This is a genomic window from Nonomuraea polychroma (assembly GCF_004011505.1).
Taxonomy (GTDB): Bacteria; Actinomycetota; Actinomycetes; order Streptosporangiales; family Streptosporangiaceae; genus Nonomuraea; species Nonomuraea polychroma.
Window position 1 is genome coordinate 4,167,728 of the sequence record NZ_SAUN01000001.1, and the last position, 26,519, is coordinate 4,194,246.

Annotated in this window: 29 protein-coding genes and 1 pseudogene; 16 read left to right on the forward strand and 14 right to left on the reverse strand. The window is 69.7% G+C overall.

Annotation, left to right across the window (positions count from 1 at the left end; translation table 11 throughout):
• Nucleotides 1-130: 130 nt before the first annotated feature.
• The gene (locus EDD27_RS19050) at nt 131-601 is read left to right on the forward strand and encodes a hemerythrin domain-containing protein (protein WP_241564126.1); all 471 of its coding nucleotides are present in this window, start codon (nt 131-133) and stop codon (nt 599-601) included.
• Between the two features lie 495 nt (nt 602-1,096).
• On the opposite strand, the gene EDD27_RS54360 is transcribed toward EDD27_RS19050, so the two are convergent.
• From EDD27_RS54360 to EDD27_RS55590, 3 genes are all read right to left on the reverse strand, one after another.
• The gene (locus EDD27_RS54360) at nt 1,097-1,234 is read right to left on the reverse strand and encodes a hypothetical protein (protein WP_164903688.1); all 138 of its coding nucleotides are present in this window, start codon (nt 1,232-1,234) and stop codon (nt 1,097-1,099) included.
• A gap of 90 nt (nt 1,235-1,324) precedes the next feature.
• On the reverse strand, nt 1,325-1,528 hold the full coding sequence (locus EDD27_RS55585) for a hypothetical protein (protein ID WP_206641507.1): 204 nt from the start codon (nt 1,526-1,528) through the stop codon (nt 1,325-1,327).
• On the reverse strand, nt 1,528-1,896 hold the full coding sequence (locus tag EDD27_RS55590; RefSeq protein ID WP_206641508.1) for a hypothetical protein: 369 nt from the start codon (nt 1,894-1,896) through the stop codon (nt 1,528-1,530). Before EDD27_RS55590 ends, EDD27_RS55585 begins: the two co-directional genes overlap by 1 nt.
• 140 nt (nt 1,897-2,036) lie before the next feature.
• Between EDD27_RS55590 and EDD27_RS19060 the strand changes: the two genes are divergently transcribed.
• The 3 genes from EDD27_RS19060 to EDD27_RS56650 all read left to right on the forward strand — a co-directional run bounded on the left by EDD27_RS19060 (nt 2,037) and on the right by EDD27_RS56650 (nt 5,424).
• Nucleotides 2,037-3,464: an IS1380 family transposase gene (locus EDD27_RS19060; RefSeq protein WP_241563790.1), complete on the forward strand. Its 1,428-nt coding sequence runs from the start codon at nt 2,037-2,039 to the stop codon at nt 3,462-3,464.
• A 396-nt stretch (nt 3,465-3,860) separates the two neighbouring features.
• Nucleotides 3,861-5,042: an alpha/beta fold hydrolase gene (locus tag EDD27_RS19065; protein WP_206641509.1), complete on the forward strand. Its 1,182-nt coding sequence runs from the start codon at nt 3,861-3,863 to the stop codon at nt 5,040-5,042.
• 226 nt (nt 5,043-5,268) lie between these two features.
• Nucleotides 5,269-5,424: a hypothetical protein gene (locus EDD27_RS56650; protein ID WP_241564127.1), complete on the forward strand. Its 156-nt coding sequence runs from the start codon at nt 5,269-5,271 to the stop codon at nt 5,422-5,424.
• Nucleotides 5,425-5,435: 11 nt separating this feature from the next.
• Here the strand turns inward: EDD27_RS56650 and EDD27_RS58325 are convergent.
• The 5 genes and pseudogenes from EDD27_RS58325 to EDD27_RS19085 all read right to left on the reverse strand — a co-directional run.
• Nucleotides 5,436-5,564, reverse strand: a pseudogene (locus EDD27_RS58325) (M48 family metalloprotease); the annotation flags it as partial.
• Nucleotides 5,561-5,779 carry a hypothetical protein gene (locus tag EDD27_RS56660; RefSeq protein ID WP_241564128.1) on the reverse strand — a complete coding sequence of 73 codons (219 nt, stop codon included), beginning with the start codon at nt 5,777-5,779 and terminating at the stop codon, nt 5,561-5,563. The gene EDD27_RS56660 and the pseudogene EDD27_RS58325, both read right to left, overlap by 4 nt.
• A gap of 231 nt (nt 5,780-6,010) precedes the next feature.
• Nucleotides 6,011-6,637 carry a nucleotide exchange factor GrpE gene (gene grpE, locus EDD27_RS19075; protein ID WP_127933614.1) on the reverse strand — a complete coding sequence of 209 codons (627 nt, stop codon included), beginning with the start codon at nt 6,635-6,637 and terminating at the stop codon, nt 6,011-6,013.
• Nucleotides 6,634-8,511, reverse strand: coding sequence for a molecular chaperone DnaK (gene dnaK / locus EDD27_RS19080; protein WP_127933615.1), 1,878 nt, complete (start codon nt 8,509-8,511; stop codon nt 6,634-6,636). The genes grpE and dnaK overlap by 4 nt, the downstream gene beginning before the upstream one ends.
• A 57-nt stretch (nt 8,512-8,568) precedes the next feature.
• On the reverse strand, nt 8,569-9,075 hold the full coding sequence (locus tag EDD27_RS19085) for a J domain-containing protein (RefSeq protein ID WP_206641510.1): 507 nt from the start codon (nt 9,073-9,075) through the stop codon (nt 8,569-8,571).
• A 103-nt stretch (nt 9,076-9,178) separates the two neighbouring features.
• Between EDD27_RS19085 and EDD27_RS56665 the strand changes: the two genes are divergently transcribed.
• The gene (locus tag EDD27_RS56665) at nt 9,179-10,024 is read left to right on the forward strand and encodes a cation:proton antiporter regulatory subunit (RefSeq protein WP_277750730.1); all 846 of its coding nucleotides are present in this window, start codon (nt 9,179-9,181) and stop codon (nt 10,022-10,024) included.
• Here EDD27_RS56665 and EDD27_RS19100 read toward each other — a convergent pair.
• Nucleotides 9,926-11,497: a glycoside hydrolase family 27 protein gene (locus EDD27_RS19100; protein WP_206641511.1), complete on the reverse strand. Its 1,572-nt coding sequence runs from the start codon at nt 11,495-11,497 to the stop codon at nt 9,926-9,928. The genes EDD27_RS56665 and EDD27_RS19100 overlap by 99 nt on opposite strands.
• 714 nt (nt 11,498-12,211) lie before the next feature.
• Here EDD27_RS19100 and EDD27_RS54365 point away from each other — a divergent pair.
• The 5 genes from EDD27_RS54365 to EDD27_RS19120 all read left to right on the forward strand — a co-directional run bounded on the left by EDD27_RS54365 (nt 12,212) and on the right by EDD27_RS19120 (nt 15,624).
• A complete protein-coding gene (locus tag EDD27_RS54365; protein WP_164903689.1) occupies nt 12,212-12,352 on the forward strand; it encodes a hypothetical protein in 141 nt (46 codons plus the stop codon).
• A gap of 398 nt (nt 12,353-12,750) precedes the next feature.
• Nucleotides 12,751-13,599: a tryptophan 2,3-dioxygenase family protein gene (locus EDD27_RS19105; protein WP_127933617.1), complete on the forward strand. Its 849-nt coding sequence runs from the start codon at nt 12,751-12,753 to the stop codon at nt 13,597-13,599.
• Nucleotides 13,600-13,732: 133 nt separating this feature from the next.
• On the forward strand, nt 13,733-14,659 hold the full coding sequence (locus EDD27_RS19110) for a hypothetical protein (RefSeq protein WP_127933618.1): 927 nt from the start codon (nt 13,733-13,735) through the stop codon (nt 14,657-14,659).
• Nucleotides 14,660-14,662: 3 nt separating this feature from the next.
• A complete protein-coding gene (locus EDD27_RS19115; protein WP_127933619.1) occupies nt 14,663-15,508 on the forward strand; it encodes a hypothetical protein in 846 nt (281 codons plus the stop codon).
• Nucleotides 15,509-15,519: 11 nt separating this feature from the next.
• On the forward strand, nt 15,520-15,624 hold the full coding sequence (locus tag EDD27_RS19120; protein WP_127933620.1) for a DUF664 domain-containing protein: 105 nt from the start codon (nt 15,520-15,522) through the stop codon (nt 15,622-15,624).
• A gap of 154 nt (nt 15,625-15,778) precedes the next feature.
• On the opposite strand, the gene EDD27_RS19125 is transcribed toward EDD27_RS19120, so the two are convergent.
• Entirely contained in the window at nt 15,779-16,600 is an 822-nt protein-coding gene (locus EDD27_RS19125) for a DUF1684 domain-containing protein (RefSeq protein ID WP_127933621.1), read from the reverse strand.
• A 31-nt stretch (nt 16,601-16,631) separates the two neighbouring features.
• Entirely contained in the window at nt 16,632-18,098 is a 1,467-nt protein-coding gene (locus EDD27_RS19130; protein WP_164903690.1) for an MFS transporter, read from the reverse strand.
• A gap of 248 nt (nt 18,099-18,346) precedes the next feature.
• Between EDD27_RS19130 and EDD27_RS19135 the strand changes: the two genes are divergently transcribed.
• Nucleotides 18,347-18,937: an XRE family transcriptional regulator gene (locus EDD27_RS19135; RefSeq protein WP_206641512.1), complete on the forward strand. Its 591-nt coding sequence runs from the start codon at nt 18,347-18,349 to the stop codon at nt 18,935-18,937.
• Nucleotides 18,938-19,144: 207 nt separating this feature from the next.
• Here the strand turns inward: EDD27_RS19135 and EDD27_RS19140 are convergent, their stop codons facing one another.
• Together EDD27_RS19140 and EDD27_RS19145 are read right to left on the reverse strand one after the other, a co-directional pair.
• Nucleotides 19,145-20,737: an MFS transporter gene (locus EDD27_RS19140; RefSeq protein WP_127933624.1), complete on the reverse strand. Its 1,593-nt coding sequence runs from the start codon at nt 20,735-20,737 to the stop codon at nt 19,145-19,147.
• 69 nt (nt 20,738-20,806) lie between these two features.
• The gene (locus EDD27_RS19145; RefSeq protein WP_127933625.1) at nt 20,807-21,442 is read right to left on the reverse strand and encodes a class I SAM-dependent methyltransferase; all 636 of its coding nucleotides are present in this window, start codon (nt 21,440-21,442) and stop codon (nt 20,807-20,809) included.
• Between the two features lie 135 nt (nt 21,443-21,577).
• Between EDD27_RS19145 and EDD27_RS19150 the strand changes: the two genes are divergently transcribed.
• Complete coding sequence (locus EDD27_RS19150; protein ID WP_421917303.1) at nt 21,578-22,183, forward strand: helix-turn-helix domain-containing protein; 606 nt, start codon at nt 21,578-21,580, stop codon at nt 22,181-22,183.
• Nucleotides 22,184-22,628: 445 nt separating this feature from the next.
• Nucleotides 22,629-22,931: an STAS domain-containing protein gene (locus EDD27_RS19160; RefSeq protein WP_164903691.1), complete on the forward strand. Its 303-nt coding sequence runs from the start codon at nt 22,629-22,631 to the stop codon at nt 22,929-22,931.
• A gap of 419 nt (nt 22,932-23,350) precedes the next feature.
• Here EDD27_RS19160 and EDD27_RS19165 read toward each other — a convergent pair whose 3' ends face one another.
• The gene (locus EDD27_RS19165) at nt 23,351-23,566 is read right to left on the reverse strand and encodes a hypothetical protein (protein WP_127933627.1); all 216 of its coding nucleotides are present in this window, start codon (nt 23,564-23,566) and stop codon (nt 23,351-23,353) included.
• A gap of 360 nt (nt 23,567-23,926) precedes the next feature.
• On the opposite strand from EDD27_RS19165, the gene EDD27_RS19170 reads away from it, so the two are divergent.
• From EDD27_RS19170 to EDD27_RS19180, 3 genes are all read left to right on the forward strand, one after another.
• Complete coding sequence (locus tag EDD27_RS19170) at nt 23,927-24,832, forward strand: NADP-dependent oxidoreductase (protein ID WP_127933628.1); 906 nt, start codon at nt 23,927-23,929, stop codon at nt 24,830-24,832.
• 78 nt (nt 24,833-24,910) lie between these two features.
• Nucleotides 24,911-25,972: an alkene reductase gene (locus EDD27_RS19175; protein WP_127933629.1), complete on the forward strand. Its 1,062-nt coding sequence runs from the start codon at nt 24,911-24,913 to the stop codon at nt 25,970-25,972.
• A 12-nt stretch (nt 25,973-25,984) separates the two neighbouring features.
• A complete protein-coding gene (locus EDD27_RS19180) occupies nt 25,985-26,452 on the forward strand; it encodes a MarR family winged helix-turn-helix transcriptional regulator (protein WP_127933630.1) in 468 nt (155 codons plus the stop codon).
• Nucleotides 26,453-26,519: the final 67 nt, after the last annotated feature.

The window sequence follows — 26,519 nt, forward strand, 5'->3', positions numbered from 1 at the left end:
CCGTGCGAGGAAGCGGTTCGCAACGAGTGACCCCAAGGGTAACGCTCGTACGGTTGGTCCATTCGAAGGAGCAGGGACCCAACGTAGTGTCATCGAGGTCCTCACCCACGATCATCGTGAGGTGGAGGACATGTTCGCCCAGCTGACGACCGAGACCGACCCGCAGGCGCGCCGTCGGATCGCCGACGCCGTCACCATCGAACTGGTGCGGCATTCGGTCGCCGAAGAGATGCACCTGTACCCGGCGGTGCGCCAGTACGTCCCGAATGGCGACGCGATCGCCGACAAGGAGCTTTCCGACCACGCCGAAGTGGAGCGGGTTCTCAATGAGCTGGAGAAGACGGACACGGCCGCCGCCGCGGACTTCGACGCGCTGGTTCGCCGGCTGGTCGCCGACGTGACCTCGCACGTGCAGGACGAGGAGAACAACCTGTTCCCGGCATTGGCCGAACATGCCGCCTCGGAGAACTTGCTCGAGCTGGGCCAGAAGGTCCAATCCGCCAAAGAAAAGGCTCCTACCCGTCCGCATCCGTCGGCCCCCCCGGCCACCGCTGAACAAGCTGCTGGCTCCCGGCGCGGGGCTGGCCGACCGCGTCCGTGACTACTTGTCCGGCCGTGGCCGCGGCTAGAGCCTGTGCCATTGCGGCGTGAGCCTTGGTGGCTGTCGAACTCGAACTATTCGGTGGCGCGGCCAGCGTGTCGGGCTGCGCCGGCGGGGACCTCGCTGGGGGCGTGAACCCGTCCGGGGGTTTCCCTGCCCCGCGCTGGATGATGGCCATGATCTCGTGTCCGGCCGGTCGGCAAGGACGTGTCTCAGCTCGTCGCCAGCAGGGCAGCGTCGATAGTAGCGAGATGGCGACGAAATGCCGAGGTTGCGGGGGCGCCGCACACGGGAGCGCGGACGCCCGGCCTCCTGCTCAAGAGCCAGACGCCCGCGCCTGTCGCGGGTTCGGCTCCCCCCTGAATCCGAACCCGCCCCACTTCCTTCATGTCCGTATTCGTTCGATTGCTAACAGTGATTCGCCGTTGGTGGGACGCCCGGGGCAACACTGCGGCCGTGCCAGCCGCCCAGCCCCGTCCAGGGGCCCGACCGGCGTCATTCAAGACCGGGGCCGGCGACACCGGCGCGACGATCGTCGTGCATCCCAGACTTGGCGCGCGACGGGGGCCTTGCCGCCATCAGCTGCTCCGCTTCATCGTGCAGGGCCTCGATAAGGAGGAACTCCAGACGCAAGTCCCACTCCAGACCGCTCAGCGGCCGTGAACACACCGATCGCTAGGGCGACCTTCGGGAGAACCGTGCACGCATGATGAGGGGGCGGGTTCAGCGTCGGCCGAGGCCGAGGCGGCGGGCGACGCGGCTCATCAGTTGGGACATCTTGGACGGGAAGGCGTCGGGTACGGGGACGCCGATGGGGCGGACCCGGCCGTTGTGGATGGCGCTGATCTTCCAGCCGGTGGGGGTGCGAACCAAGACGATGGTCTGCCGGGACAGGCGCCTCTTGGGCAGCTTGCTCCGCCAGGGCATCAGGCCGAGGCGGTGCCGTAGACGATGGCCACGTCCGGGGCGAGGTAGCGGATCGACTCCAGGTGACCGACCAGGGCCGAGCCGGCCAGTACGCCGCGGAAGAGCAGGTCGTGGTTGTGCTGGTGCTGCTGGCGGCCGCGGGCGATGCCGCCATGCGGCGGGCGGTGACGCCCCTCGAAGGCGGACCCGTCGGCGCGGAGTCGCGACCAGGGCTTGGACACCTTGGTGTCGCGGACCTGCCGGCGCCAGGCGGCCATCGCGGTGCCGCCGCCCCTGGCCTGGAGAAGATGCAGGCTCAGCACCATCTCCCACATCGGGTCGGGGCGTGGGGCGATGCGGACGCGGCCGAGGTCCTCGGGAGTGAACACGAGGACGATCCGCGATCATTAACCCCAGGTATTCAACCGAGGCGGTAGCTGTCCTCTAGAACATGAGAAAAGGTGCCCCTGAACTGCAAGGATTCGGGTGTCGAAGCCATATCCACTGCAGAAGCAGGTGCACCTTTCTGGTGAGTGAGCGTACCGGGTGGGACCGGCGGTTGTCTGTTGCCGCCGATGGAAAGGGACTGGTCGGTCACGCGGGCGCGGTGCTGTTGCACAAGATCGCTGACCGGGTGGGGCTGACCGAGGCACTCGGCGGCCTGTGGCCCGACGGACAGAGTGCAACCTGGCGCGATCGCGCGCACGTGCTGGTCAGCCTGGCCGCAGCGATCGTGTGCGGCGCGCGGAGCCTGCTAGAGGCCGAGCGACTGCAAGCCCACCAGGCGGCGCTGTTCGGAGTGGCGCCGTCGGACTCCACCACCCGCCGTGCGCTGGCCAGCCTGGACGAGCCGATGCTGGCCCGCATCGCCAAGGCCCGGGCAAGGGTACGAGGCCAGGTCTGGCAGCTGCTGCACCTGCGCCCCGGCGGCTTTCCCTGGCTGAAGGTGGCCGGCAAACGGCTGCTGGGCTGGATCGTCATAGACATCGACGCCACCATCATCACCTCGGTCTCCGACAAGCACGGGGCGGCCGTCACGTTCAAGAAGACCTATGGCTTTCACCCGCTGGCCTGCTGGTGCGCCAACACCCAAGAATCGCTGGCGATGCTGCTACGTGAGGGCAACGCGGGCAGTAACACCGTCGCCGACCACCTGCGCGTGCTGAGCGAGGCCCTGGCTCAGATCCCGAACTCCTGCCGGGCCAAGATCCTCGTCCGAGTGGACGGCGCGGGCGCCACCCATGACCTGCTGACCCATCTGGAAGGGTTGAACACCACCCGCCGCACCGTGCGCTACCTGGTCGGCTGGACCATCACCACACTCGACGAGCAGGCGATCGCCCGCCTGCCCGCCACCGCCTGGGCCGACTCCCTTGATCAGAACGGCGGCCTCCAGCAGGGCTATCACGTGGCGGAGCTGACCGGCCTGAACCAGCGCAACGGCTGGCCGGAGGGCATGCGGCTGCTGGTACGCCGGGTCCGCCCCTCGGCCCGCCATCGCAAGAACCTCACCGCATTCGAGACCCGCACCGGCTGGAAGTACTCGATCATCGCCACCAACATCGGCCGTATGTGGGGCATCGCCGGCTCCCACCATCCGCAGTGGCTGGACGCTCTGGCCCGCGCACACGCGGTGGTCGAAGACCGGGTGCGCGCCGGCAAGGCGATGGGCCTGCGCAACCTGCCCAGCCAGGACTGGACCGTCAACCAAGGCTGGATCGTGGCCGCCAACCTCGGCCACGATCTGGACTGCTGGGTACGCCTACTCGCTCTACACGATCAAGACGGCCTTGAGCGCGCCGAACCGGACACCATGCGCTACCGGCTCTACCACCTGCCCGCCCGCCTGAGCGCCCACGCCCGGCGTCGCTACCTGCGGATCGAACGCACCTGGCCCTGGGCCCAGGCGTTCGTCCTGGCCTGGCAGCGCCTCACCGACCTGCCCGCCCTCGCCTGAGGGCCGGACCTCGCCGCAACGATCAGGAAGGAGCCCAGCCCCGGGCCCGTGGAACCCGGCGCCCCCGCAGCGACATGCGACGGCCCACCCCAACCGCCTCGGGGACATTACGGGCAAACTGCGGAGCCACTCACGCAACACAGCCCGCTGACGAATTGAGGCTAATCGGAGATTAAAAACCTTCTAAAGTGAATGAATCGAGACTTCAGCCAAAGAGCCGTACATCACCGCAGGTCAGCGGTATAGCCGGTGAAAATTCTTCATTGTTACCAGGGTTGCCGTACCTGGGCCACCACGAAGGGAATTCTTCCAGCCTCAGAAAGTTGAGAAGAAGTAGGCTCAATTTATGCTGGTCCTGGTTACGTGAAGGAGACCGTGGCTCGGTGAGGTGATCTCATGGGCGCGCTGCTTTCCTCCCTGCGCTCCGCGGCCGAAGGCCCGCGCAAGGTGCTCCGCGCCGCGACGCTTCCTGCTGCCCGGATCTCCTCCCCGATCGCAGCGGGCGCACCGTCGGCGTCCTTCCCTTCTCCGCACGCGGCCAACCTCCGAGAAGCTGCTGCGGCGCGCTTCGTGGAAGGCCAACTGGCCGGTCTGGCGCCGGTCACCATGGCCTGCGAGCGGCGCGGGACCGGGGAGCCGGTCGTACTCCTGCACGGCATCGGTCACCACCGGCGCGCGTGGGACGCGGTGGTGCCGCACCTGATCGACGCGCGCGAGACGATCGCGGTGGATCTGCCCGGGTTCGGGCAGTCCCCGGATCTGCCCCCCTCCGTGCCTCGCGACCTCCCGACCACGGTGTCCGCGCTGCGTGCGCTGTTCGCCGCGCTGGGACTCGATCGGCCGCACGTGGTGGGGCATTCCCTCGGCGGGCTGATCGCGTTGCGGCTGGCGCAGGCGGGCCTGGCCCGCAGCGTGACCGCGCTCGCCCCGGCAGGGTTCTGGACAGCGGCCGAACGGCGGTACGCGTTCGGCATGCTGACCGCGGCCTGGTACGGCACCCGGCTGCTGCCCGAGGGTGCACTGGAGCGGCTGTCAAGGACCGCCGCCGGGCAGGCCGTCTTGACCGGCACCCTGTACGGACAGACCGGGCGTTGCACGCCGGAGACCGTCGTGGCGGGACTGCGGGCGCTGCGCGAGGCGCGGGGGTTCACCGCGACGTTGCGGGCCGGGCGGGCACCTGACCTGTTCAGCGGCGAAATCCCCGGCATCCCCGTGACGATCGCCTGGGGCAGCTGCGACCGCATTCTGCCCGGCCGCCAGGCGGCACGGGTGCTGACGATGATCCCGCGGGCGCGGCTGGTGTGGCTGCCCGGCTGCGGTCACGTGCCCATGAACGACGCGCCCGAGCTGATCGCCGATCTCATCCTCGCGGCCAGCCGGTCCGGCCTGGTCGGCGCGGGAGAGCCGGCGGCGCCTGTGCCGGTTCCCCCGCCGCTCGGTACGGGCGAGGTGCCGGTGGACCTCTGCCGCGGGTCGGCGGCCCGGGGCGACCCGACCGGTAGGCCTCCTGCCACGGACGGCGCAGCGGAGCGTCGTGTCCGTGGGTGTCCTGATGGCAGACGGCAAGCGGGAAGGTGAATGACAGTCACCCCGCGATGCCCGATCCACGACCTCCGCCCCGCGCTGCCGATCGATGCGCCGGCCGGTGCGCCCTCGTGATCGCCGACGCCGACAGCTCTTCACGCTCGGCTGGTTGCCGGCTGTGCAACTGCCCGCGGACCCTGCCGGGAGACGTGGGCGATGGGGGCCGCGCCGGGATGTCGCGCTGCCCGGCGGCGGGCAGCGGCATCCTGCGCGTCCAAGCGTGGATCTTCTCCAGCGCCTCGGCGAGGGCCAGGGGGTCGCCCGTGAGGACGGCGCCGTCGTCATCGGCGGCGAACTCCTGGCACGGCTGGCGAGCATGGTGATGCCTCGGGCCAGCGTGGCGGCGACGCTGGACAGCAGGATGTCGCGGTTGTAGACGCGGGCCAGTTCGTGGCCGAGCACGGCCGGCAGGTCACGCGCGCTCAGCAGCTCGAGGATGCCTTCGGTAACGCACACGGCCGCGTAGCGAGGACTGCGGCCGGTGGCGAAGGCGTTCGGCTGGCGGATCGGGCTCACCTACAGGCGCGGCATGGGCTGACCCGCTGCGGCAGCCAGCTCGGCGACCATGGCGAAGACGCCCGGCACCTCGGCCGGGCCCGCATCGCCCGCAACGCGAGCCTGCCGGAGAAGAAGTACGCCGCGACGTCGGGGCCCGCGGCGAGCATGAGGGCCACGATCAGCCCGGTGCGGCCGCCCGCCCAGTAGCCCAGCGCCAGGGCGACGGAGGTCAACAGGCGAGCAGGGCGGCGGTCTTGAGGGTGTTGGTCAGGCGGCGCACGGGTGTTCGCCTCCCTTCCTGATCTGGGTGCGCCTTCGCTGAGATGATCGATTCTCTGGTTGGCACTCTGAGGTTGAGAGGCGACGGGCACCTGGGTAAGCACCGGTGTGGCAGGTGCTGGGGACCAGGCCGCCGTGCGCGGCCGGGGCCCGTGCCGTGATGGTGTCGCTTGCTACCTACGGTGCTACCTGCTCGGTCTGCCCGTTGGGTGTAAGCCCGCGCCCTGCGGAGGCGGCCCGGTGACCGTGACCCGAGCCGGGCGCAGCAGATGGTCACCGACCCGATAGCCGCGGAGCAGGATTTCGCTGCAGGTCACGCGGCCGGTCCGGGCCGAGGGCACATACCCCACCGCCTCGTGGCGCGTGGGGTCGAAGGTCTCGCCCGGCACGCCGAAGGCTTCCAGGCCGAGCGCCGCGAGTTCCGCTTCCAGTGTCTCGGCAACCAACTGGAAGCCGCCGTAGACGTCGCCGAGCTCGCGGGCCCGGGTGATGGCGTCGAGAACGGGCAGCAGGCTGCGGAGCGCATGCGCCACCCCGATGTCGTACATGACTGACTGGTCGCGCTGGACTCGCTTGCGGTAGTTGTCGTACTCCGCTTTGAGCCGCTGCAAGTCGGCGGTGCGTTCGGCGAGGTCGGCCTGCAGCCGCGCCGTCCGTGACCGTGGCCGTCCCGCGGCCCGGCCCGCCGGGGTCCGTGGCGGCGACGTCAGCGCGTCGCGATTCGGCGACGGCGTGCCGGCGGAGTCGGTCCTGTCGCCTGCGCTCTGGGCGGGCAGCCGCCCCCGCTGTGCGGGATCGGGCCGGCGGCTCATCGCTCACCCTCCTGGCGCTTGTCCTCATCGACGATCTCCGCGTCCACGACCTCCTCTTCCCCGGCCCTGTGCTGATCACCTGTACCTCCGCCCGTGCCCGTGCTGCCACCCGGGGCGGTGCCCTGCGTCTGCGCGTAGATCGCCTGACCGATCTTCTGGGCGGTGGCCGACGCCTTCTCCGCGGCCTGCCTGATGGCCTCGACGTCGTCGCCCTTCAGCTTGTCCTTCAGGTCGGCGAGCGCGGCCTCCACCTCGGACTTGACGTCCGCGGGCACCTTGTCCGGGTTGTCGCGCAGCAGCCGTTCGGTGGAGTAGACGAGCGTCTCGGCGTTGTTGCGGGTCTCGGCCGCTTCGCGCCTGCGGCGGTCCTCCTCGGCGTGCTGCTCCGCCGCGCGCACCATCCGATCGATGTCGTCCTTCGGCAGCGCCGAACCGCCGGTGATCACGATCGACTGCTCCCGGCCCGTGCCGAGATCCTTCGCGGAGACGTTCATGATGCCGTTGGCGTCGATGTCGAACGTGACCTCGATCTGCGGGACCCCTCGCGGCGCGGGCGGCAGGCCGGTCAGCTCGAACATGCCGAGCCTCTTGTTGTACGCGGCGATCTCGCGCTCGCCCTGGTAGACCTGGATGGCCACGGACGGCTGGTTGTCGTCGGCCGTGGTGAAAACCTCCGAGCGCTTGGTCGGGATCGTGGTGTTGCGCTCGATGAGCTTCGTCATGATGCCGCCCTTGGTCTCGATGCCCAGCGACAGCGGGGTGACGTCCAGCAGCAGGACGTCCTTGACCTCGCCTTTGAGCACGCCGACCTGCAGGGCGGCGCCGATCGCCACCACCTCGTCCGGGTTGACGCCCTTGTGTGGCTCCTTGCCGCCGGTCAGCTCCCGTACCAGGTCGACGACGGCCGGCATGCGCGTGGCGCCGCCGACGAGGATGACGTGGTCGATGTCGGAGGTCTGCAGCCTGGCATCGCCGATCGCCTGGTGGAAGGGGCCCTTGCAGCGCTCCAGCAGGTCCTGGGTGAGCCGCTGGAACTGCACGCGGGTCAGCTTCTCGTCCATGTGCAGCGGGCCCTGGTCGGAGGCGGTGATGTAGGGCAGGCTGATCGAGGTCTCACTGGTCGACGACAGCTCGATCTTGGCCCGCTCGGCTGCCTCACGCATCCGCTGCGTCGCCATCTTGTCCTTGGACAGGTCCACCCCGTGGGCATTCTTGAACTGGGTGACCAGGTGATCGACGACCCGCTGGTCCCAGTCGTCGCCGCCGAGGTGAGTGTCGCCCGCAGTGGCTTTGACCTCGACCACGCCCTCGCCGATGGACAGCAGCGACACGTCGAACGTGCCGCCACCTAGGTCGAAGACCAGGATGGTCTGGTCGTTCTCCTTGTCCAGGCCGTACGCCAGCGCGGCCGCCGTGGGCTCGTTGATGATCCGCAGCACCTTCAGCCCGGCGATCTCCCCCGCCTCTTTGGTGGCGGTGCGCTGCGCGTCGTCGAAGTAGGCCGGCACGGTGATGACGGCCTCCGTGACACGTTCGCCGAGGTAGGCCTCGGCGTCGCGCTTGAGCTTCTGCAACACCCGGGCGGAGATCTCCTGTGCGGTGTACCGCTTGCCGTCGATGCTCCCCGTTTCGGGGAAGCGCCACGACGCGTCGCCCATGTGGCGTTTCACCGAGCGTGCGGTGCGCTCGACGTTGGTCACCGCCTGGCGTTTGGCGATCTCGCCGACCAGCACCTCACCGCTCTTGGCGAACGCGACCACCGAAGGGGTAGTCCGCGATCCTTCGGTGTTGGTAACAACGGTGGGCTCGCCGGCTTCCAGCACGCAGACGACCGAGTTGGTCGTTCCCAGGTCGATACCGACAGGTCGGGTCATCGACAGCCTCCTTCCTCACACCCTCCTCGTCATGGCACGAACACTGCCTTCGGGGTTTCAGAGCCACCACAGGGGTGCGGTGGGCCAGCCGAGGAGAGGCATGTCGCGCGAATCCCTGCGAGCCGGGTGGAGCCGGGCCGGCCCCACCCGCAGCAGCGTGTGTTCCAACGGCGCCACACCAGGAGAAAGGTCGACGATCACGCCGGCCACGTGAGCCGGAGCACGCCGGTGAAAGGCTCCCGCCGACACGTCGAGATCAGGATCCGGCGTACGCGTGACCCTGACGGCAACTGGCCGGCCTCCGAGTGGAGCGTCGTGTCCGCTCTCGGCATCGTAGGCGGCGCGCCGGGCGGGGTCGCGCAGCACGGCATAGGCGTCGATCACCTCGGCGAACCGTTCCCGTGCCGCCGGCTCGGCGGGGCGGACATCCGGATGCAGCACGCGCATCAGTCGGCGGTAGGCCGACGTGATCTGCGCCGCGGACGCCGTTCTTTCCACGCCGAGCACCGTGTAGTGGTCCCGCCGGGGCTGCTCACCGTCGTGCCGGACAGGCACCGTACTCACCTCCTGCGCACCACAATCGCTCGCTGGATGCGCTGCGACCTGCAGGTATGAACCGGAACCTCGATAGGGATGCTACCGCAACACCTGCGAAAACGCCCGATTTGTGCAGGTAGGACGCGGCGCAGGATGCTGCGATGTCAGGGAATGTCTTGATCGCGCATTTGACTCGCCGTACGCGGGCCGTCCGATGGGCGCTGCGCGGGTGCGCACCCGTACCGGCGCCTCGATCGTGGCCGTCGTCCGCGGCGGGCAGGTGTATGCGAGCCCTGCCCCGGACTTCGTTCTGGCCGCCGGTGACCTGGTGGTCGTGGTGGACGGCGCAGAGGGTGTCAACGCCGTGGCCGACATCCTGGCCCGAGGGCAGGCCGCGGGTGCACCACACGGCTCTGCTGTTCCTGGAATTCGGTGCGATCATCCTCGCTCTGGGTTTGCTCGGCGCGTTGGCGTTGCGGGTGGGTATCTCGCCGATCCGCTGTATCTGATCGCCGGGCCGGCGTTCGGCACCGGCGGCATCCTGCCGTTGGCCACCAGCGAGGAGTTCGTCGCTGCCGGAGCCGAGATCGGCGTCGTGTTGCTGCTGCTCACCCTGGGCCTGGCATACAACGCCGATGAGCTGGCGGCCAGCTTGAGAGGCAACGCCCGGGCCGGGCTCGGCGACCTGGTGGTGAACGCCGCGCCCGGCGCGATCTTGGCGCTGCTTTTGGGCTGGGGCCCGGTCGCGGCAGATGACCTCAGCCTGAGGGGCGGGTGGCGGGTGGGTGGCCAGGTAGCCGTACAGTCCCCATCGACGCCGGCCGGCTCGAACTCGTCCCGGCGGCCGCGGCGTTCCGCGGCCGCTTTGACGTGCCGCTTACGCGCGTGCCCAGCGTTGGTTGGCGCCGGTGTGGCAGTTCCACAGGATCACGGCGGTGCCGTTACCGGTGTTCGCTCCGTCGACGTCCAGGCATAGCCCGCTCTGGGCGTTGCTGATCGTGCCGTTGCCGTTGAAGATCCATTGCTGGTTGGCGCCGCCGTTGCAGTCCCAGATCTGTACGCGGGCGCCGGGGGTGGCGTTGAGGGGCGCGTCCAGGCACTTGCCCAGCACCTGCAGTGCCCGCCCGCTCTCAGTGAACTGCTGGTTGGCCCCGTTGTGGCAGTCCCAGATCAGCATCTGGGCGCCGTTGACCGAGGATGCCTGATTGACGTCCAGGCACCGGCCGGACGCTTCGCCACGCAGCCGGAAGGAGGGCGGTGGGGTCGAGGTTCCGCCGCCGCTGACGCGGAAGACGGTGGTGCCGTGCGCCGGCACCGTTGCCGAGATGGTGCCGCTGCTGGTCGAGCTCGCCCCGGTCCAGAGATCGCGGAGTGTGAACGACGAACCCGTCTTGCCGATCGCGGCGGCGGTGGTGGAGATCGTCGTCGTGGAGCCACCCTGGTTGAACAGCGCCACGGCGACATCGCCGTTGGCGAGCCGCTTGGCGAGCACGCGGCGGGTGCCGTCGTTGGAGACCTGGACGGCCTGCAGTCCGAGTGGATCCTGATTGACTGCGATCAGGTCGGCGTTCTTCAAGATGGCCAAGGTCTCCGCACTGGCGCTGCGAAGGTCGTTCCCCGCGATCAGCGGCGCGGCCATGACGGCCCAGAGCGCGAAGTGGCTACGCTGCTCCGTGGCGGTCAGGCCGCTGCGGCCCACCTCCATCATGTCCGGGTCGTTGAAGCCGCCCGGCCCGGCGTAGGACGCCAGCGGCACATTGACGTTGACGATGTTCTGGATGCCCATCGGGTACCCGTTGGTCTGGCCGGTGTCCCACGCGTTGGTGATGTCCTCGGTGGTGCGCCACATGTTGGCCACATCGCTCCAGTTGCGAAGTGGGCCGGTCTTCTCGTGGATGCTGTTCGGGTTGATGCTGTACACGATGGGCCGGCCAGTGGCGGCCAGCGCATCCCGCATCTTCGCGAACGCGGTCACCTGGTCATTGATCGTTCCGCTTGGCGAACACCAGTCATACTTGAGGAAGTCCACGCCCCAGGCGGCGAACTGGCGGGCGTCCTGCGCCTCGTGGCCGAGGCTGCCGGTCGCCCCGGGGAAGGCGTCGAAGTACTGCGCGCAGGTCTGATCCATCGGAGACTGGTAGATGCCGAACAACAGACCACGAGCGTGCAGGTAGTCGCCGAGAGCCCGCATGCCGCTCGGGAACCGTGTCGGGTGAGCCTGCAGGTTGCCCTGCGCGTCCCGGTCCGGGTTGAACCAGCAGTCATCGACCACGACGTACCGGTAACCCAGATCCCGCATGCCGGCGGCCACGATGGCATCTGCCATCTGCCGGATGAGCGTTTCGTTGATGTTGCATCCGAACGTGTTCCAGGTGTTCCATCCCATGGGCGGGGTACGTGCCACGCCGTTGTTGAGCGCCAGCGCCGGGCGCGTGGTGACCTGTGTCATGACCACGACGCTGACTGCGGCTGCCACGAGAATCGCCGTTGCCGCACTCGTCCATCGGGCCACGAGGGGCCTGGCCCGTTGAGGTAACCATGTCATCGCACTACTCCAATGTGAACGGCGTCGGCCCGGAGACGGGTGAAGTGGACTTGCCTGCACGGTTGACCTCCGGTGGTGCCGATATGCAGCGGACCGAATGCATTGTTAGCGCTAACAATTGCGCACCTTGCGGGGTCATCCTTGACCCTCGCTACGCTGTGGTGCGATGCCGCTGAGTACATCCAATGTGGCCGAGGTCCGTCAACGAGCCGTGATCTTCGTCGGCAGACCTCTCGCTAGGCCCGTGCTTCCAGCCTGGGCCCTTTCCCTTCGGTGAGCACATCAGGGCACGCCGAGCGGTGAAACTTTCACCATTTTCGCCCGCTTCCGATGTGTAGTTTTCGCCGCCATTGGCGTAATTTTCGAGGCCCGAACCAAACTCGATCCGTCGGCGGGCCTCTACTCCCGCGCCTCAGTTGAGAGGCCGTGATGAAGTTTTCGTCCGGCCTCTTCTGACGGCGGCGCCCGCCCTCCCCGAGAGGAGGGCGGGCCGCATGCCTGATCGGCCGAAGCGTAGCGGCAGCGCATCCGGGCCCTCGATCCCGATGGGGCCTTGCCAGGTGATCGCCCCCACAACGGTTTCAGGCTCACCCACCCGGCCTCCGCGAGGAGCTTCAGGTGTCTGGAGATGGCGGCCTCGGCGAGCCGATCCACCCGGCGATCTCGCGGGTCGAGCGCGGCCGTGCGGCCAGCAGGCGCAGTATCTGGAGCCTGATGGGATCCGACACCGAGCGCAGGAACTTCAGCAGCTCCTCCTGAGGCGCCGGCGGGCGTGCCTGCCTCCATCTCGGACAGCGCGTATGCGACCCGCACGGTCTGCCGGGTGCGGCCGGCCCGCCGCCCGCGGTGCCCCACGGCGACGACGGCCTGCCGCATCCGCTGCTCCGACGACGGCATGCGATGGGCGTAAACCGGGGCCGTGTCGCGGTAGCGCAGCTCCTCGAACGGGATGGCCAAGCGGAGGCCGGGGAAGCGGCGCGGGAAAGACGGCGCCGTAGCCGAGCACGGCGATACTTGCCATATCGGGACACAATCCCGCATCATGCCTGGTGGGCTCGACGCCGTATCGAGACGGACGGGCCCGAGGGGACCGGGGCTCCAGTGCCGAGAGGAAGGGAGCGGACCGCTACCCGGTGGCACGCCTCGAGGAGACAGCGATGTCGCATCACCCCGAGTCCCGAGAAGCCGGTGTCGGTTCGGAATCCCCGAACCTCGACTTCGCGGGCACGACCCCGTACGAGGACTACGTTCATGCGGACGTCCTCGCCCACCTCCAACACCCACTCTCCGACGACCCCGGAGAGATGGCGTTCCTGGTCACCACCCAGGTCATGGAGCTGTGGTTCACCGTCATCGTCCACGAGTGGGAGACCGCCGGCCGCGCACTGCGCGAGGACCGGCTGCCCGTCGCGATGGACGCGCTCAAGCGCAGCGTACGCGAACTCGAGGCACTGAACGCCTCCTGGCGGCCGCTGTCACAGCTCACCCCCACCGAGTTCAACGCCTACCGAGCCGCACTGGGCGAGGGCTCCGGCTTCCAGTCGGCGATGTACCGGCGGATGGAGTTCCTGCTCGGCGAGAAGTCGTCGTCCATGCTGGTGCCGCACCGGGGTGCGCCGCGCGTCCACGCGGAACTGGAGAAGGCGCTGCACCAGCCGAGCCTGTACGACGAGGTGCTGGGATTCCTCGCGCGGCGCGGTCACGCCGTACCGCGGGCCGTATTGGAAAGGGATCTGTCGCAGCGGTACGAGCCGTCCGCGGAGGTCGAGGCCGTGTGGACGGAGATCTACTCAGGCGATCGGGACGCCGACCTGGCACGGCTCGGCGAGGCGCTGACGGACGTCGGCGAGCTGGTGTGGCGCTGGCGCAACGATCATCTCGTGGCGACCAGGCGCGCGATGGGCGCCAAGACCGGAACCGGGGGCTCGGCGGGCGTGGCGTGGCTGGAGAAGCGGGCCGTGAAGAACGTGTTCCCCGAGCTGTGGACGGCGCGCAGCCGTGTCTGATCCCACGCACCTGCCGAACACAGGAGCCTTCGACTCGCTAGGCGGCGACACTGGCCAGGCGACCCGTTCCGCCCGCCCTCGTGCAAGCGGCCCGCAAGCGCGCGGAAACGGCCTCTTGAGATAGTCACGGTTCGTGAGCGCGATCGTCCTCGACCCCAGCCTTCCCGAGGGTCACCGCCGGCTGATGGCCGCCCAACCGGAGCTCCTGCCGCCTACTCCTGAGCGGCCCGCCTGGGGCGGGCGGACGCTCGGTGACGTCCTGACCGCCCTACCTCAGTCGGCGCTGTGGAGTTTCCTCCCGCTCGTCGTCGGCCTGGTCCACCGTGGCCGGCTCGTGCTCCTTGCCGGGCTGCTGCTGCAGGCGGCCATGCTCGTCATATTGATCCGGTACGGCTTCACCGCGTTCTTCCTCGCCGGCCTGTCCGTGCAGGCGGCGGCCTTCCTGGTGCTCCTGGCACTGGCGGGCGAGTCGCCCGTGGCGGGATACGGCCGCCGCCACCGCGGCAGGTACGTGACCGCCGCGATGCTGGAGCCGATGGACGCCGCGCTGCTGGAGCGGACGGTGGCCGCCACCGCGACGGTGTTGCGGTCCAGGCTCGATCGGGACGGCCTGCTCGACGACATCGCGAACCGGGTTGTCCTGCCCCGCCAGGAATGGGAGATCGCCGAGACGCTGACCGAGCTGACCCGGCTGCGGCGCGAGCAGGCAGGCGCGCGGTCGGGGCGCCTCACCGAACGCATCTCCGCCATGCTCCAATCCCAGGACGAGGCTCTCGAGGTGGCGACCCGCGCGCTGGCTCGGCGCATCTCCTCCCTGGAGGAGTACGCGCGGCGTACTGAAGAGGCCGAGGAGGTGTACGCCGAGTGGCGGACCCTGCAGGACCTGGCAGATGACGGCGACGCCTATCGCGAGCTGCTCTCCAGAACCGTGCGGGACGACCTGGCAGCCGGCGAGGTCGGCGAGCTGACCGAGCGCGCCAAGCACCTCGAAGCATCCCTGCACGAGAGCGTCGAACAGGCCCGGCTCGCCGGCCTCACCCTGATCCCCCGGGAGGGCTGACCCATGCCGCACACCTCCCACCGCATGCGACGGCTCATGGCGCCGTTCCCATCGTGGATCCCGCTCCTCGGTGCCGCCGTCCTCCTCGCCGAACTCGTCATCGGCATCCCCATGGCCGTCGATGGCGGATCCGCTCCGGCGCCCCTTTCAATGCCGAGCCCGTATCCGAGCGTGACGGCCGCTCCCATCAGCCCTCCGACCGCCGAGCCGTCGCCCACCCCGGCCCGTGCGACGGCGACCCCGTCCCGGAGCGAAGTCGAGGTCACGAGGATCCCCGAGGGGAGAGTCGTCACGCTCCGCCGCTACCGGGGCCGGGGTTCCGCCGTGATCGGTAGGGTGACCGATCCCAAAACCGGGCTGTCGTTCGCCGAGCTGGGCTCCCCGTGGCGGCGGAGTCGGCCGATCGGCGACGGCCCCATCAAGGACGGCCGCTACAACCTCCGCCAGACGCTGCTGACCGAGACCTACGGCCCGGACGACGATCGCGAGTGGTGGGCCGACATCGACTCCCAGCACCTGTGGTCAGACCTCGATGCCGGAGAAAGCCTCTACGACGCCGCCCGGGCGATGCTCGACTACAAACAGGGCAACGCGTTCCCCGCCGGGACGAAGGGCCGTGACATCGCCTCGCAGCCGGTGCGGCGTGGCTGGCTGATCGCCCGGATGATCCAGATGCCGCCGAGCCCGGACGGGCGCAAGGCCAGGCAGGAGCTGTCGGTCGCCATCGCGGTCGACACGGGACGCCCTCGGCCCGCGGTCCTGTGGATCACCATTCCCGACACCCACCGGCGCTTGTGGCCCGACGTCGACACACTGGTGAGGTCCCTCAAGATCGTTCCTCGAAGCTGAGCAAGGATTTCATGGAAGCCAAGAGATGGTCCGTCGAGATCGACATCACCGAGGCCGAGCACGCCGGGCACGCCGACATCCTGCGGGAGACGCTCGACGGGCAGAAGTCGAGCTGACCGGCGGATCACGCCGGATCAGACCGCCGTCCTGATCCGGCGCGCGCCGGATCAGGATGCAGGTCTGCGGATCGGGCTGGCCAGGGCCGCACCGCGATACGCCGGGCGGCGTTGAGGGTCGTGTGCGTGCCGTTCGCTCACGCGCTCAGTTCCCTCAGCGGGGTGTCTTCTCTCCGGCCTCGATGGCGAAGGGGAGCCGGTTGGTCGATGGCGGCAGTGGGCAGATGGGGAAGTGCTCGCTGAACGCGCACGGCAGGTTGACGGTGCGGTTGAAGTCGAGCATCACATTGCCCTCGCTGTCCGGGCTGGGGATGTCCAGGGAGCGGCCGGCCCCGTAGGTGGTGACGCCGCTGGTGGCGTCGGTGAAGACCGTGAGCAGCATTCCGTGTGAGCTGAGCACCTGGAGGGTGTGCTTGGTGCCGGCGTACTCGAAGTGCACCAGGCCGGGCGTTTCGTGGGTGTGGGTGCTCCAGCCGACGGAGTCGAGCGTCACGGAGGTGGGCGAGTCATAGCGTTCGAGGCGGCCCGGCAGCACCCATCGCGGGCTGGGCTCGTAGACGGGCACGCCGTCGAAGTCGCGTCGTGCCGGTGAGTTCGGGTCGTAGGCCACGATCAGGTACGTGCCCCGGTAGGTGATGCCCACCTCCCGTTCGCCCACGGCGACCCGGAGGTCGTCGGGGGCGCCGGCGAGGGTGAACCGGCGTTCGGCGGTGAAGGTTTCCTCTCCCAACGCCATCGGGGTGCCCTCCGGGTCGATGTGGATGGCGTCCCCGTGCTGCCACCACCGGCCGGGCAGCCCGGGATAGTGCCGGGGCGTGTCGTCGAGCCATTCGTGCGAGGTGGCGGCCAGCCAGCCCAGGGGCTGGGTGAGCCATTGCTCCCAGCCGGCCCTCCACTGCTGCCAGGAGCGTGTGAACTCCTGCGGGCTGGTGTCATCGCCGGTGATCGGGCTGGTGGGAACGTGGGCGTCGCTCATCGTGGTTCTCCGTTCTCTTGTGTCGTGTCGGTCAGTGCGTGGTCGTGGTGGGGCGGGCCCACGTGGCGAAGAGGGTCAGGGCGAGCAGGGGGAAGACGACCCCGGCGGTGAGGGCTGTGGCGATCGCCCCCGCCTCGCCGGCTCCGCCCGCGGCGGCGCTGCCGTACACGGTGGTCATCACGGCCAGGCCGAGCGCGCCGCCGAGTTGCTGCATGGCCTGGTTGAGGCTGGACGCGGCGGCGACATGGGCGGGGGGCGCCTGGTGCATGATGACGGCGGTGAGCGGCGCGATGGTCAGCCCCGCGCCGAGGCCGAGCAGGACGAACGGCCCGAGCAGGCCGCCCGCGAAGGTGTCGGCGGCGTCGATCCGCGACATCCACACCAACCCCGCGAGCAAGCCGGCCATCCCGAGGGAGCCGACGATCCGCTCTCCGAGTCGCGTCACCAGACGGCTGGTCAGGACGTTCGTGACGAGTAGCGCGGCGCTGAAGGGCAGGACGGACAACCCCGTCTGCAGCGGGGTGAAGCCCAGGGCGTTCTGGGTGAACAGCGCGGCGAAGTAGAGGAAACCGGCCTGGCCCGCCGGGATGAGCATCATGGCCACCAGCGGGGCGGCGCTGCGCATCTGTGTGAAGAACTCCAGCGGCACGACCGGGGCGGCGTGGCGCCGTTCGATGAGGACCAGGGCGAGCAGCCCGGCGATCGCCAGCGCGAACGAGACGAGGACCGGCGGGCTGGCCCAGCCCTGCGACTCGGCGTTGATGAGGCCGTAGACCAGGGCGGTCATGCCGGTCGTGGATGCGACGGCCCCGCCGACGTCCAGGCGGGCCGGCGCGCGGGGCGCCTCCGGCACCAGCAGGCGTACCCCGACGAGGACGACCAGGCCGATGGGGATGTTGACGAACATGACCCATTCCCAGCCCAGTGACGTGGTCAGCAGCCCGCCGAGGAGCAGACCGAGCGCGGCGCCGATGCTGATGGCCAGCACGAACACGGTCATCGCCCGGGCGCGCTGCGGACCGGGCCTGGTGATCGACATCAGCAGCACGAGCGTGCCCGGCGCGGCGAGCGCCGCTCCCAGACCTTGCAGGATGCGCGCGGCGATGAGCATCGCCGGCATCGTGGCCGCCCCGCCCAGCGCCGAGGCGACGGTGAAGATCGACACGCCGATCAGCAACGCGCGGCGCGGGCCGATGATCGACCCCACCTTTCCGCTGAGCAGGACCAGACCGCCGAAGACCAGGGCGTAGGAGGTGACCACCCAGGACAGTCCGGTCGCCGAGAAGCCCAGCGCGTGCCGGATCTGCGGCAGCGCGACGTTCACCACGCTGTTGTCGATCACCAGGATGAGCTGGGTGAGGCACAACACGATGACCGCCGGGTAGCGCAGCCGCTGTGCGGAAGGTGAGTGGTCGCTCGCCGCCGGCCGTTGACCCGGCGGGATGACGCGGTCGTCGCCCGGATCGTGGCCGGCGCTCTGAAGGGGTTGGGTGCTCACCGCGAGCGTCCTTTCTGACTGTGGCCGGCTCTGACCGCGGCCGGCAGTGACGTGGTGGGCGCCTGGCCGGCGTCGCACGGCTGCGAGTCTGCGTCACTCCCGGATGCGGACGCACGAAAAATTGCCGCCCCGGCAAGAGACGCACGGAGGGAATCGAGCGCATCCGTGGACGGTTGACGCCATGACCGGACGTGGACCCGCGTCCGGCGCTTGCGTTCCTCGTTGCCGAGCCGGCAAGGATGGCCACTGTGGACGACGATCTCGAGGCCGCGCTGACGGCCCTGGGGCCGAGGCTTCGGCGGTTGCGCCGCCATCGCGGCCTGACCCTGGCCGAGCTGGCCGCGGAAACCGGCATTTCGGAGAGCACTCTGTCGCGTCTGGAGAGCGGCGGGCGGCGGCCGAACCTCGAACTCCTCCTCCCGCTGGCCAGGGCCCACGGCATGCCACTGGAGGAGCTCATCGGGGCACCGCAGACCGGCGACCCGCGCGTCCACCTGCGGCCGATCCAGCGCGACGGCATGACGTACATCCGGCTGACCCACAAGGCGGGCGGCACCCAGGCGTACAAGCTGATCATTCCCGGGGCGACGGGCCCTACGGCGCCCGATCCGCAGCGCCATGAAGGTTACGAGTGGCTCTACGTGCTCAGCGGCCGGCTACGGCTCGTGCTCGGTGACCAGGACCTCATCCTGGCGCCTGGTGAGGTGGCCGAATTCGACACGCATGTCCCGCACTGGATGGGGAATGCCGGGGCCACGCCGGTCGAGCTGCTCATCCTGTTCGGGCCCCAGGGGGAACGCGCTCACGTACGTGCCCGGCCGCGCCCGAACGGCGGCTGACGCGCGGGGGACCCGCCTCGAGGTCGGGCCTCCCCGGCAGCGTGCGGCCCTCGGCCTCGCGGCGATGAGCGGCGGCGATGCCCTTCTGACCGTCGGTAAGATCCCCGCGTGTGGGGGGCTGACCGGTGGGTCCCGGCCCTGGCTGCGCTGAGAAGCGGAAGATCTCCGCGCGTGCGGGGGTGTTCCGGTGAGCGTCCCCTTGGTGAGTCAGCGCAGGTCGGCGGCTACTTCGTTGGATGCACGGCTGTTCCTGCCGGAACCTGGGGTCCGTCGCTGCGGGCCTCGCACGAGAACGTAGACGAACAGGACCGCCATGACTGCTGCGCCTGCCCACATGGCCTGCTGCCAGCCGTCGACGAAGGACTCTTGGGCGGCTCGGGTCAGCGCCTGCGCCTGGGGACCGGCCCCGTCGGCGGCCGCGAGGGCGTTGGCGACGCCCTCGCGGGCGTTGGCGGCGGCGGCGTCCGGCACTCCGCCGAGCCGGGAGTCGATGGCGCCGCGGTAGCCGGCGTTCAAGACCGCTCCGAGCAGTGCGACACCGAGCGCGGTGCCGAACTCCCGGGTGACGTCGTTGAGTGCGGATGCGACGCCTTGACGCTCACGCGGCAAGGCGGTGGTGATGGCCTCGGTGGAGGGCGTCATCGTCAATCCCATGCCAAGTCCCATGGCGAGCATCCCGGGGAGGATCGAGAGGTAGCCGCCGTCGACGGAGACGAAGCTGGCCATGAGGACCAGCCCCGCGCCGCCCAGGACGATCCCCGACGCCATCGTCGAGCGGCTGCCGATGCGTGCGGCCACCTGCGGGGCGAGGCCGGAGGCGAACATCATCAGCAGCGCCATCGGCATGAGCGCCAAGGTGGAACGCAGACCGGACCAGCCGAGCACCGCCTGGAAGTACGGGAAGAGGACCACGAAGATCCCCGCCTGCACGCCGAAGACCGCCAAGAGCGACACGGAACCGTTCGCGAGACCTCGCTCACGGAACAGGCGGACATCGAGGAGCGGAGTCTGTCGGCGCAGCTCCCATGCCACGAAGCCGGCAGCGGCCATGACGCCGACGAGGAGGCTCAGGAGCGTCGCGGGCGCGGTCCAGCCTCGTTCGGGACCCTCGTGGAGGAAGGAGACGAGCCCGACCGCCGCGACCACGGACGACAGCGAACCGACGGCGTCGAACCCGGGCCCAGACGTCTCGCGCGAGTTCGGGATGGATCGCAGCGCCATGACCATGGCGACGGCGACGAGCACGATCGGCAGGACGAAGAGCCACCGCCAGCTCGCCAGGTCGACCAGGACGGCCGACAGGTACATCCCCAAGATGCCCCCACCGCCGGTGACGCCGGTCCACACGCCGATCGCCTTGGAGCGCTCCTCCTCCGGGAAGGTCGAGGTGATGACGGCGAGAGTGACCGGCATGATCATCGCTGCGCCTGCGCCGCTCAGGAAACGAGCAGCGAGCATGATCTCGGACGACGTTGCAAGGCCCGCCGCCGCACTCGCTGTTCCGAAGACGAGCAGGCCCGCGAGCAGCACCGGCCTGCGGCCCCACCGGTCGCCCACCGCGCCGAGCGGCAGGAGCAACGCGGCCAGGGTGATGGTGTAGATGTTGATGAACCACAGGACCTCGCTTTGCGAGGCGTCGAATGCGACGGCGAGCTCCGGCTGGGCGACGTTCAGCCCGGACACCGAAGCGATGACCGCCACGAGCGCGATGCAGACCCCGGCCAAGATCGTACGTCGGTGTCGTGGGTCTTGGATGGTCGGGTCGGGGGCTCCCGCGTCTGAGGATCGGTCCGTACTCATGGGATTCCTTTCTCGAAGGCACGGTGAATCGGCGCCCGGGCAGCGGCCTGGCGCAGTCGGGTGGTGGGATTACCTGCGTCGGGTGGCGCGCACGACGACATCGTGGAGGGGGACCGCTCGGCCCCCGAGGCCGGAGAGCGTGCGCAGGTGCTCTTCGGCGGTGACGATCTCCCACTCTGTGCCGTCCATACGCGCGGTGATGGCCGCGGAGGTGACCGACGCTTCGGCAGGAGGGTGGTGCCCGTGGCCGGTAGAGCCCGGGGTGTGCAGGTGTCCCACGATGAGCAGCGTGCCGCCGGGAGCCACCCATCCCGCGATGCGGTCGTAGAACTCCAGCTGGGGCATCGCCGGGTGAGCGTAGTGGGTCATGACCAGGTCGAACTGCGCGCCCGGGCTCCAGACGCTCAGATCCGCCTCAACCCATTGCAAGCGCTCGGGTGCCCCACTCGTCGCCGCGCGCTCGGCTGCGCGGGCAAGGGCCTCGGACGAGATGTCGGCTGCGGTGACCTGCCAGCCGTGGGAGGCAAGCCAGATCGCCTCAGCACCGCCGCCGCACCCCGCATCCAGTGCCGTGCCCGGTGTCAGGCCGCTGGTTTCACGGGCGAGGTACGGGTTCGGCGGGTTGCCGCCCATGGATCCGGGGCCGCCGGCTCGCCCCTGTTGCCAGTGCCGCTCCCAGAAGTCCTTGTCGAATTCGTGCGCCAAAGGTCGTCCTCTTCGTTCGCGATGATCTCTCCGCCGGCCCATCGGCGCCGGCAGATCGTGCACCCATCCGCGGGTGCGTCCCTCATGGTGCGGGCCGGTAAGGCGAATCTGCAAATGCTGTTGCCGAATGGCAAAATGGGGAGGGTGGATGAAGCCATTGATCGCACTCTTGACGCTGTCGGACCGAGGTTGAAACGCCTTCGGCTGCAACGAGACGTCACGCTCGCCGACCTCGCGGCGGAGACCGGCATCTCTACCAGCACCTTGTCCCGGCTCGAAGCGGGCCTGCGACGCCCCACGCTCGAGCAGTTGCTCCCGCTCGCTCGCGCCTACGGGGTCACACTCGACGAACTCGTCGATGCGCCGCCGACCGGCGACCCCCGCATCAATCTGCGCCCCATCCCCTGCGGGGACGGCTCTGTCATCCTGCCGCTGACCCGGAGGCCCGGAGGAATCCAGGCCTACAAGTTCGTCCTCCCGGCCGGAAGCGACAATGCGGAACCCGACCTGCGCACCCACGAGGGCTACGACTGGGTCTATGTCCTCAACGGAACGCTCCGCCTCGTACTCGGGGAACACGACCTCACCCTCAAGCCCGGGGAGGCCGCGGAGTTCGACACGCGCACCCCGCACTGGTTCGGGGCCACCAGCGCCGGTCCCGTCGAGTACCTGAGCCTCATCGGGAAACAAGGCGAACGCGCGCACGTCCGCGCAGCACCGAGACTTGGTCCGGCCGAGTAAGAAAGCCCAGGGACCCACGAGAAGCAGCGGTCCTGGGAACTGCCCGCTCGTGCACGACGGCCCACGATGGCGTGCAGCCGGGCCGTTCCAGCCACGTCCTCGGGCAGCCGGGCCTTGGCCAGCCACCGGCCGGAGCCGTCCGTCACCTCTCCACATCGTGGTGGTCCTCGGCCCGGTCATCCCCCACGAACAACCGCAGCGGTCTCCCGTGCTCCTTGCGAGCACGTCGCGAGCTCGACGTTTCCGGCCGGGGCGCCGATCAGCGCCGCCTGCCGGTGACGAACGGCGACTTGCCGTGGCCGGCCGTGATTTGGGCCCCCGACTGTCACATGATCGGCGCAAATCCGGGCAGTGTGGGTCGAGTGAGGTGATTCCGGTGGAGGAGCGCGGCCAGGGTCAGAAGGACGGACTGGCAATCGGGATGTGGCACTCGGATGTGTGCCCGGTGATCGGCTTGCAGGGCGAACTGCAGGCCGCGACGATCGGCGACTTCTTCGACCAGATGGGACGCGTCCTGGCCGACCGACCCGACGTGGTGGTCGTGGACCTGTCGCGGGTGGCGTTCTGCGACTTCGACGGCGTGTCCGCGCTGGCCGGCGCGGATCGGCGAGCGCGGCAGCTCGGAGCCCGGCTGGTGCTGGCCGGGGCGCAGGGCCGATGCGCTCAGATCTTGCACCGCACCGGCCTGGACCGGATCCTCCGTCCGCTTCCTATCGAGGCCCAAGCGGCCACGACGATGCCGGCCTGACCTGCGGGAGCCGAGGGTCGTTCCCCCCGGCCCCCGGCTCCCGCGACCCATCGACGAGTAAACTCGCACCAGGCAAAGGATCATGGCGAGCACGGCAAAGATCCGCTCTGCTCGCCGTGGAGGAGTCGGAACGGCGCCGGGACGAATCTAGGCTCGGGCCAGTGAACGCATCCATACCTCCTGGTATCCGCCTCACGGAGCCATCGCAGTGATCACCGTCGTCGTCTTCGCCCTGGCAGCTGTCTGCACCGTGGAAGTCGTGCTGGGCCTGGTGCTGCTCGGCTGGGCTGCGGCCGAACTCGGCGCCTTCCTGCACAGGCACCCGGACGGCGCCGCCGGTGGCCTGCGCGAGCTGGCGACGAACGCGAGGCGGGTCTGGCCAGGCGCCGTCGTATCGACGCGGTCGGCTGCCCGGCGCGTCATCCCGTGGCGGCGCCGGCCGGGCCGGTGGGTTCGTCGATCTGGCTGGGCGTCGGCCGGAAGCGCATATGCAGCCGCAACCGGGCGTGTCCGCCGGAGTGGTCCAGGCTCACCTCGTCGCGGAGCTGACGGGCCGGCCGCAAGCCGACGCCGTTCGGCGCGCCAGGAGCGGGTTCGAGGGTGAGGCGCTCGACGGTCAGGCCCGCGCCGCTCACATCTATGAGGACCCGTTCGCGGTGAGACCCGCAGGAGCAGCCGTCCCGGTGCCGAGGCGGGACCCGGTCGCAATCGCGCTGGGCGTTGGGGTTCAGGCGATGCCGGCTTCTTGGGTCACATTCTGGTTCGGCGTGGCGTGGTTCCGGCACGGTGCAGCGGTGTGAGCCAAGAAGTCCTCAGCGCCAGCTGTCCCAGGCCGCGAATGACGAGGGCCGTTGTGCTCTCGAAGCCGAGCACGACACGGCCGCAGTCGATCTCGCTCGGTCCGGGCGGCAGCAAATACTTGGCTAGCCACATATTTGCTGTACAGTGATTATGTGTCTAGCCACCTAATGCGTGGCGCAACGTTAGGAGTCGTCATGAAAGCCATCGTTTTCGACCGTTTCGGCGGCCCGGAAGTACTGCACGAGGCGGACATCGAGGTCCCGCAGCCCGGCCCCGGGCAGGTCCGTGTCCGCGTGAAGGCTGCCGGGCTGAACGCGCTGGACGGCAAGATCCGCTCCGGGATGCTGGAGGCCGTGTACCCGACCCAGTTCCCGTCCATCCCCGGTCGCGAGCTCGCCGGCGTGGTGGACGCCCTAGGTGAGGGCGTGGAGGATGTGCAGGTCGGCGACGAGGTGCTGGGCTGGTCGGACACCGGCTCGTACGCCGAGTACGCGCTGGCCACCATCGTGGCCCCCAAGCCCGCCGCCCTCGACTGGCAGCACGCGGCCGCGCTGCCGGTGGCGAGTGAGACCGCCGAACGGGTCCTGAACCTGCTCGGCGTCGCCGCCGGGGAGACCGTGCTGATGCACGGCGCGGCGGGAGCGGTCGGAACCCTGGCGGTTCAGCTCGCCACGGCTCGCGGAGCACGTGTCATCGGCACCGCCGGCCCCGGGAATCAGGAATATCTCGCCTCCCTCGGCGCCACCGCGACGGTGTACGGCGAGGGCCTGGTCGAGCGGGTCCGGGCGCTCGCCCCTGACAGCGTGGACGCGGTGTTCGACCTGGCCGGGAAGGGCGCCCTTGAGGACTCCATCACCCTGCGGGGCGGCACCGATCGCATCGTCACCATCGCCGACTTCCGCGCGCAGCAGCTCGGCATCACCTTCTCCGGCGGTTCTGCGGAGGCCTCGTCCGACCGCCTGGCGGCCCTGGCCCAGGACGCCGCGACCGGCAAGGTCGTCACCACGGTCACCACCTATCCGCTCGACCAGGCCGCAACGGCCCAGCAGGTCAGCGACGCCGGGCATGTCCGGGGCAAGCTCGTTCTCACCGTCGGCTGAACGCGCTCGCCTCTTCATCCGCCCCGCCCGCCGTTCTCGCGATGCCCACCCGGGCCTCGCCGCACCGAAGGACCATGCATGCTGGACTCTCTGTGGACGCCGACCACTGTCGGCGACATATCCCTGCCGCACCGCCTGGTCATGGCGCCCATGACTCGGGACCGCGCCACGCCGGAAGGCGTCCCGACCGAGCTGAACGCCGAGTACTACGCCCAGCGGGCTTCGCACGCGCTGATCATCACTGAGGGAACCCAGCCCTCCGCCGACGGCCAGGGCTACCTCCTCACTCCCGGCATCCGCGATGACGAGCAGATCGCCGGGTGGCGCAAGGTCATTGACGCCGTACACGCGGCCGGCGGCCGGATCGTCATCCAGCTGATGCACGTCGGACGCATCTCCCACCCCGACAACACCCCCCACGGGCGCCGGCCGGTCGCCCCATCGGCGATCCGCCCCGAGGGCGTGATGTTCACCGCGTCCGGGCCCCAGGAGATGCCGGAGCCCCGCGCGCTGTCGACGCAGGAGGTCGCGGCGACGGTCGACGACTTCCGTCGCGCCGCGGCGGCCGCTGTCGCGGCAGGCGCCGACGGCGTGGAGATCCACGCCGCCAACGGCTATCTGGTGCACCAGTTCCTGTCCGACAACACCAACCAGCGCACCGACCGCTACGGCGGCTCCATCGACAACCGCATCCGCTTCGCCGTCGACGTAGCCGCCGCCGTGGCCGACGAGATCGGCGCGGAGCGCACCGGTCTGCGCATCTCCCCCGGCAACCCCTACAACGACATCGCCGAGTCCGACACCGCCGAGCTGTATCCGGCGCTCCTGGACGCGCTGCGCCCGCTGGGCCTGGCCTACCTCCACGTGATGCACGCGGGCGAGGACACTCTGCTGGAAACCCTGCGCGCGCAGTGGCCGGCCACGTTGATCCTCAACCGGGGCGGCACCGATCTGCCCACCCGCGCCAAGGACATCGACAACGGTACGGCCGACCTCGTCTCCGTCGGCGCCCTCGCGCTCGCCAACCCGGACCTGGTCGAGCGGCTCCGCGCCGGCGCGGAGCTGAACGCCCCCGACCCGGCGACCTACTACGGCGGCGGAGCGGCCGGCTATACCGACTACCCCACCCACACGGCTTGAGGAACCGGAACCATGCCCCACATCCCCACGACGGCCAGCAAAGGGCCGATGAGCTACGCGATCTTCCAGCTCGCCCGCGCCCACCGCGCCCACGCCGCCGCCCTGCTTCGCGCGATGGACCTGCATCCCGGACAGGAACTGCTGCTGATGCAGCTCTTTGACCGGGACGGCCAGACCCAGTCCGAGCTGCTCGAAAGCGTCGGCCTGGACCACTCCACCGTCTCCAAGTCCCTGCGCCGGATGCAGGACGCCGGCCTGCTCGTCCGCGAGCCGGCCGCACATGACCGGCGCGTCATGGTGGTCCACCTCACCGACAAGGGCCGTTCCCTGCGCAAACCCATCGCAGCCCTGTGGCAGGCCCTGGAGGAGACCTCCGCGCGGAACCTGTCGGAGCAGCAGGCGGAGGCCTTCGTCGACACCGCCTACGCCATCGCCGAGGCGCTCACCAGCCGCGCGCTTCCGCAAGAAGAATCCGAGTGACTCGCCGGTGCGGCCGGCCGTCTGCACCTCGAGACCGGCCGCATCACCCCGTCCCATCCGCCTTCGG